8 protein-coding genes are annotated in these 9,963 nt (G+C 64.3%); all 8 read right to left on the reverse strand.

The genetic code is table 11. From position 1 onward, the window contains the following. Window positions 1-548, reverse strand: a 548-nt coding sequence (locus AC1VS5_RS08825) for a DegV family protein (protein WP_481218396.1), incomplete at its 3' end; no start/stop codon positions are given. 75 nt (window positions 549-623) lie between these two features. Further along, on the reverse strand, window positions 624-1,208 hold the full coding sequence (hpf, locus tag AC1VS5_RS08830; protein WP_087185930.1) for a ribosome hibernation-promoting factor, HPF/YfiA family: 585 nt from the start codon (window positions 1,206-1,208) through the stop codon (window positions 624-626). Window positions 1,209-1,376: 168 nt separating this feature from the next. Then, complete coding sequence (locus AC1VS5_RS08835) at window positions 1,377-2,333, reverse strand: substrate-binding periplasmic protein (RefSeq protein ID WP_481218397.1); 957 nt, start codon at window positions 2,331-2,333, stop codon at window positions 1,377-1,379. Between the two features lie 554 nt (window positions 2,334-2,887). Next, window positions 2,888-3,691 (reverse strand): ComF family protein, encoded by an 804-nt coding sequence (locus tag AC1VS5_RS08840; RefSeq protein ID WP_481218398.1) that lies wholly within the window; start codon window positions 3,689-3,691, stop codon window positions 2,888-2,890. 86 nt (window positions 3,692-3,777) lie between these two features. Beyond that, window positions 3,778-5,481, reverse strand: a complete 1,704-nt coding sequence (locus AC1VS5_RS08845; RefSeq protein WP_481218399.1) for a PSP1 domain-containing protein — start codon at window positions 5,479-5,481, stop codon at window positions 3,778-3,780. Beyond that, window positions 5,469-6,611, reverse strand: coding sequence for a DNA polymerase III subunit (locus AC1VS5_RS08850; RefSeq protein ID WP_087185933.1), 1,143 nt, complete (start codon window positions 6,609-6,611; stop codon window positions 5,469-5,471). The genes AC1VS5_RS08845 and AC1VS5_RS08850 overlap by 13 nt, the downstream gene beginning before the upstream one ends. 623 nt (window positions 6,612-7,234) lie before the next feature. Continuing rightward, window positions 7,235-7,849, reverse strand: a complete 615-nt coding sequence (gene tmk / locus AC1VS5_RS08855; RefSeq protein ID WP_287748742.1) for a dTMP kinase — start codon at window positions 7,847-7,849, stop codon at window positions 7,235-7,237. Between the two features lie 161 nt (window positions 7,850-8,010). Then, the coding region (locus tag AC1VS5_RS08860) for a zinc-ribbon domain-containing protein (protein WP_481218400.1) at window positions 8,011-9,963 on the reverse strand (1,953 nt) is incomplete at its 5' end.

Raw genomic sequence — 9,963 nt, forward strand, 5'->3', positions numbered from 1 at the left:
GCCGCAAGGGAGTCGAGGCTATCGAGGGTGAAGTAGCCGTGCACGTAGGTCTTGGACTCGTTCGCCCACTCGGCGAGCTGGGCAGCCGTGAGGCCCGCCGCGCGCTGACGCACCGCCTCGAGTACCAAGAGCTCACCGCACGCGCAGGGAAGCGCGTTGTCGACCACGTAGAGCTCGAATTCGGGGTACTTCTCGCGTACCTCGTCGGCCGCGATGCACGCGTGCTCGTAGCTCGAGGAAAGCGCAGAGGTAAAGGCGAGGTACACCGTCGGCGTCCCCTCTTCTGCGCACTCGGTGAAGTACTCCAGGTAGCGACCGACCGAGATGGCCGCGGTCGATGCCTTCACGCCGCTGCGGATCTGGTCGTAGAACCATTTAGGCGTCATCGAGGTCCAGATGTCGTCGGCCTTCTCGACGCCGTCGAGAATATAGGGAAAGCCCAGGATATCGACATCGAGGGTCGCGGCGATCTCGGGGGTGAGGTCGCTGCAGGTGTCGACCGCAATACGGCAGCGGTTCTTGTACCCTTCGGACGCGGCAGTGCTCATCGACAAGCCTTTCTCAAAAAAGGCGGCTGCCCCGCATGGACAGCCGCCCGCCTTTACGCATGCAGTAGACGTATTTTACTCGTCTAAGCTCTCAATTTTCGGCTTGATGATGCCATATCCACCATTCTTACGGTGATACACCACATTGATGAGGCCCGTCGTGGCATTTTCGAACACATAGAAGTCGTGTCCGATGAGGTCCGTCTGCACGAGCGCTTCCTCTTCGGTCATAGGGGTGATGTCGATAATCTTCTCGCGCACGAGCAGATCGTCTTCCTCTTCGGGCAGAAGCAGGTCGGCAAGGTCGTCGACGGGCGGCGCCGGCGCAACCTCGGCTGCCGAGGGGCCCTGCTGGCGGTTGTCGACCACCTTCGTCTTGAACTTGCGCAACTGGCGCGTGACCTTATCGGCCGCAAGGTCGATGGCGGCATACATATCCGCCCCGTGCTCGGCCACGCGAATCACCGAGCCTCTCGCACGGACGGTGACCTCCACGATTGCAGGCTCGGGAATCGAGGGGTTCTTCTCGTAACGGAGAACGACGTCGGCCGTCATGGGCTCGATATCGAATACCTTGAGCGCCTCGCCGACTTTCTCTTCAACACGTGCACGCAGAGCATCAGTTACCGTGGTCTTACGTCCCGAGACCGTGATATCCATATGTGCTCCTATCTATCCGGGGACAGTACGTATGATGTTTGTACCCAATCGGAGCGCGGGCATCACATGAGCCATTGAGGCTGCGGAACGCGCCGTTCATCGAAATGAGCGCAGCGCGCACGGGCACATGCGCTAGGCGCCGTACGGAATGCACGCTTGAACTCGGTACTAATCGAGGCTGTTGATATCCTCCGTGATCGTTGGCTCGCCGTCCGAGGAGGCAGACTCATCATCGGACGCGCTCTCGTCCGTAGACAGGGTGACACCCGAGATGACCTCGCTCGAGAGGCTCAGCGGCACTGGGCCGTACCATACCTGGTGAATCGCATCGAGCGTACCATCGGTCGCGAGGGCATCGAGCGCATTATTCACCTCATCGGCTAGATCGGACGACGACGAGAGGTATGCGATACCGTACGAGGTTGACGAGCTGATGGTGCCCGCGAAGAACACGCCTTCGTACGAACGGGCGAGGTAGCCGCCCGCGGTGGCGTCGCACGCAACGTAATCGACCTCGCCCGCGGCAAGGGCCTCGAAGCACTCGTTCACATTGCTGTAGGTGCTAGACGCCACGACGTTCACGCGAGCGAGTGCCTCCTGCGAAGCGGAGCCGTCCTGCACGCCCACGCGGGCCGACGTGAGGTCGGACGCAGACACCGTCGTCGACGCCGCGCTCGTGGAACCCGTATTGATGCCGAAGATTGCGGTCGCGTTTTGCAGGACCTCGCCCTCGGTCGAGATGTCGCCGGACTCGTCGCTAGCGGTAGCGCCCAGGTAGATATCGGCCTCGCCGCCCTCGAGCGCGCTCGAGGGCGAGGTGGCGCTCACGAAGGACACCTTGAGTCCCATGTTCTCGGCAAGCGCGGTCGCGACATCGATGTCGTAACCTACGAGCTCGCCATCCGTACCCGTGATGACCTGCGGAGCGTCGGACGTATCGAGAGCGACGGTGAGCGTGCCGGCCTGAACAAGCTCGGAATCGGCAATCGCCTGAGCGGGTGTATCGTCTACCGCCTCATCGAGCGACGGCGTGGCAAGCGAGCAGCCCCCCAGACCAAACGCGAGCGCGAGGGCGGCAACCCCCGCCGCAGCCCGTGCAAGCCTCGACTTCAATCCATCCACCATCGCGCGATCCTCTTCATCCCACGCGCCGGAATCGGCGCCAACCCTATGAGCTCCACTCGCCACGAAAGCAAGCGGTCCTTTTGCGATGTCCTCCAGCTGACCTGGTCTTTTCCCCCACACCTGCGCACTGGAACGTTTGCTCAGCCACCGCGATGGCATCACGACTTGCCCGCTCGCCCGCGGGGCGGAATTGCCCCTAGAAACGGACGGTGCGACTTACCTCTAGGACGCGCCATGATCGCACGCATGCGCACACGCGTGCTTACGTGGGTCCCTTTGACCGCGTCTGTCATGGACTAGGATGCGCGCGGCGCACCCGCAACCACAGCCTGGGAGGACGAGGGAAATTATACAACACGGGCGCTTAGCGTGGGGTTTCGCGGTACTAAACAGGACTGTGATGCGGACAGGGCGCAGGGCGTTGTCGGGCGCATTCCGGACATTGATAGCATTGTCGGGCGAGATTTGGACGCTCAGAGCCTCCCAGATGACGAATTATCGCCCGAAAACGCCGACAGTGTCCGGAATGCGCCCGAAAGCGGTGCGGCGCGCTCTCACCAGACGCGGGCAAACGCTAGGGCATCAACACGCGCGGCGCCGGCCTGCAGCAGGCTCGCTCGGGCGGCACGCAGCGTCGCACCGGTGGTGATGACGTCGTCAAGTAAAAGAAGGCGCTTGCCGGCAACCGGCTCGACCACCTCGTACAAACTCTGCGCCTGCTTCTGGCGCTCCGCACGACCAAGAGTGCGCTGATCGCCCTTGCCGTGCTTAAGCAGTGCATCGAGCACCGGCTTCCCCGTCATGTTCGCAAACGACGAGGCGACGAGCTCCATATGGTCGAACCCTCGGCGAGAAAACGCCGCAGCCGTCACAGGCACGAACGTGATGGCGTCGACAGCAGAGAGCAGGCCTCCGTACCGTTCGGGCGCCGCAGCCTCAGCATGCTCGGCAGCGTCCAGCATGAGCTCGGCGATGGGCTGGGCGAGGCGCCGCTCGCCCGCATCTTTGTACGCTCGGACGATGCGCGGCACAGGGCCCTCGAATACCGTTGCCGCAAGCGTTCTCCCCAAAGGCTCACACGCAGGCGCGCAGGCATGCAAACCGGAAGGCGCATCGGACACCGCGAGGACGCCATCGCCCGCGCATTCCGTACAGAGCACATCGCCGAATGGCGCGCCGCAGCGCGTGCAGGCATGCACCGGATCGATAGGCGTTATGCGCGCGATGCAATCGTCGCATACGAGAGCCCCGGGGCGCTCGCATCCGGCGCAGCGCGTCGGTGAGATGGCTTCGAGGGCGGCCTCGCGCATGCGCTGCCGCCATGTCGGCACGGCAACCTCGCGGTGCGCATCTTCCATGGGCAGCACCCCCTCGCCTCAAACGCTCTATGAAGAAGCCGAGCCGGAACCCCTCAATTGACGGATTCCGGCCCGGCTGGTTTCCGCTAGTCCTCAGACGCGGGAGGCTGTGAGCCCGGCGCCGAGCCCTTCGGCTTACGCGGCCTGCGGCGGCGACGCTTCTTGGGCGCCTGTCCCTCGCCAGCCGCAGCGTCATCGCGGGCGGCGTCCGCTTTCGGCCGCTCCGGGCCAGCAACGCCGCTCCTGCGCGCTCCGCCGCCATCACCAGGACGCCGGCGCGACACCTTCACATCGCCGTCCGCAACCTGGCTGGCCACCGAGGGAACATCGGGCTTTTGCGGCGCCTGCTTCGTCGCGTCGTCCCGCACCTCTGCTCGCGGCGCCGAAGCCGAACGATGACGACGGCGCGTGCGCCCTGTCCCTTGTCCGGAACCCTCAGAAGAAGCCTCCCCGGCATCCCGGCGGCTCTCGCGCGCCGCGGCGCTCAGGAACGCGCTCTCGCGTTCCTCGCTCGAGAGATGCCGACGGCGACGGCGCGAACCTCCCTGGCCGGAGCCGCTCTGGGCCTGCCCGGCAGCGCCCTGCCCGCCATCACCGGGGCGACGCGACGGCGCGGCCTCGGCGGCATCGGGGCGCGCGCCACCTCCCGAACGCTTGCGGCGACGACGTCCCGAGCCCTGCCCTTCTGCCGAAGCGTCGGATGCATCGGCGGCCTTGGCGGAACGGGCGCCGCGTCCCTGCTTTTCGCCGCGCAACCCCTGGCCAGCCTGGCCATCGCCGCGCTCTCCACGACGGCGACGACGCGAGGTGCCGCCATCGATCACGATGCGGTCGGCGCTCGAAAGGCCATCGCCCACATCGACACCGTTCTCGCGGTCGAGCTCCATGAGCGCCAACGCGATATCCGGGCTCTCAAGCTTCTCGAGCACGCTGCGCGTCACGCAATCCGGACGGCACGCGCACCCCTGTTCCTCGGATTTCTTCTTAGCTGCATCGGAGCAGGTCATGTCGGCCAGGTCCACGCGGAACACCTTGCCGCTTTCCAGGCGCAGAATGAGCTGCTCACGCGGGGTATCGTATTCCTGGATGCGAGCCTTGCCGAGCGGTGTATCGATAACCGCCTTCTTCTTGGGAGCGCGGCCCTTGAAGTCCTTGTACGCTTCAAACTCATAGCGCAGGCAGCACATGAGTCGACCGCATACACCCGAGATCTTCGCCGAGTTAAGCGGAAGGTCCTGCTCCTTGGCCATGCGGATGCTCACCGGCTCGAACTGGCCCCCGAAGCGCGCGCAGCACAGCTCCTGCCCGCAATGCGCGATGCCTCCCACGAGGCGCGTCTCGTCGCGAACGCCGATCTGACGCATGTCGACGCGTGTGTGGAAGCGCGCGGAAAGGTCCTTCACGAGCTGGCGAAAGTCCACGCGGTCCTCGGCAGCGAAGTAGAAGACGGCCTTCTCTCCCCCGAAGAGGTACTCCACCCCCACCGGTTTCATGTCGAGGTCGTTCTGCTTCACAAGATCACGGAAACCGTGCATGGCCTCCTCGCCGCGGCGGGCGAGCTCATCGGCTCGGTCAAGGTCGGCGTCGGTGGCTATGCGCAGCACCGGCTTGAGCGGCGCACGGAGCGCCGATTCCTCTACCTCGAAGGGATCGGCGGTAACGAGGCCAATCTCCTGGCCGCGCTCGGTCGAGCAGATGGCGTAGTCTGCCTCGATGATGTCGAGACCTTGCGGATCGAACCACAGGTCTCGCGAGGCAAACGGGAATTTTACGGGAACTACGACGGGCATGAGAGGGCCTTCCTGATATCGAAGAGCATGACCTCGAGGGCCAGCTGAGGGGTAACGTTCCTGGCAATGGCGCGCTCAGCGGAGGAGACGGCGTCGAGCGCCTGAACGATTGCAGCCGGGTGCGCCGTCGCGGCGATCCTCTCGACTATCGAGCGGACGTCCGCGTTCACGATGCCGCCCGGCGCGCCTTCGAGCTCGATGAGCACGTCGCGCAGCAGCAAGCGGGCGCAAGCCAGCACTTCCATGATACCCGAACGCTCGCGCGCGTTGAGCTCGCGCTTGTTGCGGTCTTCCAGCTGCTTCAGCGCACCGCGGCTCAGAAAGTCCGCATCGCGCTCAAGCACGGCCTTTTGCGTCGACTGAACCTCGGCAAGCGGGGCTTTCACCGCAACGACGAGTGCCTTCGCCGACGCGAGAACGTCTGCCTCGTCCGCATGGGCAAGCGAGTCGATGGCGCGCAGCATCTCGCGACGTGCCTGCTGGCGCTCGGCACTCTTGAGAAACGCACGCGCCCGGGTGGGGCTCCCCGCGATGGCGACCGCCATGCGGCAACGCTCCTGCGGCAATCCCGTCGACCGTGCGACGAAGTTCGCCGCGTCCACCGGAGAGATCATGCGGAACGGAACGCATTGGCAGCGAGAGACGATCGTGGGCAAGATGGTCTCGCTCGAGGTGCCAAGCAGGATGAACGTGACGCCCTTAGGCGGTTCTTCGAGCGTTTTGAGCAGCGCGTTTGCCGAACTCGCCCGCAACTGCTCCGCACGGTCGAGAATATACACCTTGCATGTGGCACGGATGGGTGCGAGCAGCACGTCGTCGAGTAGGTCTCGCACCTGCGAGATGAGATAGCCCGTCGCGCTTTCCGGCGCAAAATAGTGCACGTCGGGATGCGTGTGCCGAGCCACGCGCACGCAGGCATCGCACGAACCGCAGCCGGAATCCTCGCAGATGAGGGCCTGTGCAAGCGCCCATGCGGCATCGAGCTTGCCCGATCCGGGCGAGCCGAGGAAGAGGTAGGCATGCGAGGTGCGGCCGGCCTCGACGGCACGCGCCAAGAAGTCGCGCACGCGCGGCTGCGTGTCGAGCTGCGCAAGCAGCGAGCGTTGGTTGTCCAGCACGGCGGCGGGCATGGCGGCTCCCCAGCTTGAAGACGTAACGGTCTGGCCCGCGATGCATCAGACGAGTTCTCTGGCATCTCGGCTATCTGCGATGCGAGCCGTGTCGATTATCATACCCCGACCGGCCCGCTCGCGTCTTGCCCCCGCTACCCCCAGGAGTGTGTCCTCCGGCACTACACAGCGCGCCTTCGGGCGGCTTTTCGCCATGCGGCATGTTCTCGGGCGAGATTCGGACACCACGTGCGTCTTCGGGCACAATTCGGACATTCCCGGCGTCTTCGGGCGAAAAATCGCCACATCATGCGCCCTCAACGTCCAAATCTCGCCCGAAAACACCCTCGGTGTCCAATTGTTGCCCGAGAACGCACGCGGTGTTTGAATCTCGCCCGAAAAGCCCTAGGGAAACGCTGAATATATCTTAGGTGCGACCGGGCTTGCAGCTTTTGGGCACTTCGGAGCGGAGGGCCCGGGTAGCCGCGCCGCGGCCGGGAGGGCGCCGGCCTCCTGAGCTGCGCCTTTCTCTTCCCCTCGCTTGCCCGTACCCGCCCGCCGCGTCAGGAAGTGCCCAAAAGTTGAAACCTCGACGGGACGGATGGCTCCGGCGCCTAATGATCAGCGTTTTCCAAGATGTCCGGCTATTGCCCAAAAACGAGGGCGCGAACGTCGGCATGGATTGCGTCGATATCGCGGCTGGCATCGACAAGGCGAACCCGCCCATGCTCTGCGGCAGCAATTGCGCGGAAGCCAGCCGCCACGCGCTCCTGGTAGGCAAGCCCCTTGGCCTCCATGCGGTCCTGGGCGCGGTCGCGCGCGGCTGCACGAGCAGCAGCCTTGGCTGGGTCGATATCGAAAACGAGCGTGAGATCCGGGTGGCATGCACCAACGGCGAGCGCGTTGGCCCGCTGCACCGCACCGAGATCCATCCCGTTGGCATAGCCCTGGTAGGCGGTCGTGGAATCATAGAAGCGGTCGCACACCACGATGCGCCCCCGAGCAAGAGCGGGAGCAACCACCTCGTGAACGAGCTGGGCGCGCGCCGCCTCGTACAGCAGGAGCTCGCAGGTGTCGCTCATCGCCGCGTGCGCCGGATCGAGCAGGAGCTCGCGGATTTTCTCCGATATGGTCACGCCACCCGGCTCACGCAGGAGCAGCACGTCGTAGCCTGCACGTTCGAGGTCCTCAGCCAGAAGCTTCGCCTGCGTGGATTTACCGCACCCATCGATGCCCTCAAGCGTGATGAAGCGGGGCATGGCGGGCTGCTCCGGAAAACTCGCTGCTGCCGACGGCTCTGCAACCAGCGGCTCTACTGCCGTCGGCTCCGCGGCCAGCGGCTCCACGCCCGCCGGCTCCCCGCTCGCGCAAAGGGCCTCAGCGACCGCAGGCCCGGTTGGCTCGACAATCTCCTCCGCCATCAATTCCCCCACTCAAAGGAGCCCGCGCTCGTGCCCACGATTGAGTCATCCTCGAACGCGTACACATAGACGAGTTGCACGCCGTCCGCGTAGCTGCCGATTTCGTACGGCCACAGCGCAACGACGACACCGTTCTCGTCGGCATAGAACCGATCCTCATCAATGAGGGTGTTGAGCGAATCCTCATCGGTGCTCAACGTGCCATTGGGCTGCGCGGCAACGTAGTCGAGTACAGCGGTGACCGCCGCGCTCTTCAGCTCATCGAGCGAAACGCCCGTCGCTGTCTCGAGCCCCACCTGCTGGCCCGTATCCAGGTCGTAGAACGTGCCCGTCACGCTCTCGGTGCCGTGCGCGCCGCCGGTAAAGCCGCTTCGATCGCTCCGCACGCACACAATCGTTCCCTCGTGGTACGTCACGGTATCGCGATGCACCTGTATCTGCACGTCGCCCGATTCAAACGTCCATGACTGCGCATTGGCAACGTCCTCGTCAAACGATCCCTTAAGTTGGGCATTCAGCGAATCGAGCGCCGGGGTCGTGGAACCGTCTGCCAGCGTGAACTGCGGGTAGCACCACGTCGAGGTGGCCTCCCATTCGGTTCCCTCGCCCTGCGAAGAGGTATAGGTCACCTCTTGCTCAACGATATCGTATGCATAGGCACCGTCTTCCGTTTCTGCCTCAACGGCCTCGAGAGCATCGCCTGCGCCCTCCTGGAGCTCCGCGAACGTATCCTCGGTCGCCGCACGCAAGTCCTCGCCATAGAGCGTATCGCACCCATCGTCGTCCGTGGATTCCGCCTCGACGACGTTGTTGAAGAGCGCGAGGTCGTAATGGGTCGTGTGGTCAAGGTCGCCCTCGAAGTCGTTCCACTCCTCCTCGGTAGCGCTCTCCCCGTCGAGCGTGTAGGTCACGGAATTCTCACCGGTGTCGTAATTGAAAAACGAATCGCGCACGGCGATCGCATCGAGCGTCTCGCTCACCTGCGAGAAGTAGCCCGTGTATTCGTCGACCAGGTTCGCGTTATCAACCTGCATGTCGTACCACACAGCGCAGATTACCGGCAGGTCGTTGTACTCGTAGAGGTCGAGGAAGTATGCACCGCCGTTCGTGTACGGAGCATTGCCCTCGTAGACTTGCACGAGCTCGCCGTCTTGATAGTCCCAGACCTCGACAGGGTAGACCTCGTCGGCGCTCGCGGCATCCGTGCCGATCTCCACAGCGTTATATGAGACGAGGAGCTCGTTCAGGCCATCGCCATCAAAGTCGATGAGCCGCGCGAGGGCGAGCCCCGTCATGGCCGTCATCTGGCCGTCGTAGAGATCTGTCGTGCCCGCGGGGCCATAAGCGTTGATGAGCTCCTGGCACTTCAGGTAGTAGTGTGCGTAGGCGAGCTGCTCTTCGGTAAACTCGGACTCGCCCTGAGCATCCCCGCTCTCCTGGCCCTCACCGCCTGAAGCGGACTCATCGGACTCGGGCGCGGGCGGCGTGACCACGACCTCCGAATCGGCGTCGGGGTTATCGTGCTCATAATGGATGGGGATGCGCTGGTCGCTCGAGCTATCATCCGAAGAATCCGAGGACTCGATAACGAGATAGTAGTCGCCATCCGCGATATCGTCGCCGAAGTCCTCCATGGTAAAGCCGTTGTTGCCCGTTACGCGAATCTGCGCCACGGCATCGGCGATGCCGTCGTCTGCGCTCGTGCGATCCTGGCGGTCAGCCGTGCGCTCGACAAGGCTCACGACATACGAGGTGAGCTCGTTGCCCTCGGCGTCGCGCGGGCGAATGCGCGTAACCACCGAGCACTGCACCGGGTCCGTCTGGCCGTAGGTCACGGTTGGGCCTGCGGCATCCAGAAAACGCGGCACGACGAACACGCACAGTGCCACGACGGCCGCGAGCGCCAGCACCGCGATGCCCGCGATGAGCGCCACGGGCTTTTTCTTGCGGGG

It is taken from the genome of Enorma sp. (assembly GCF_982429025.1).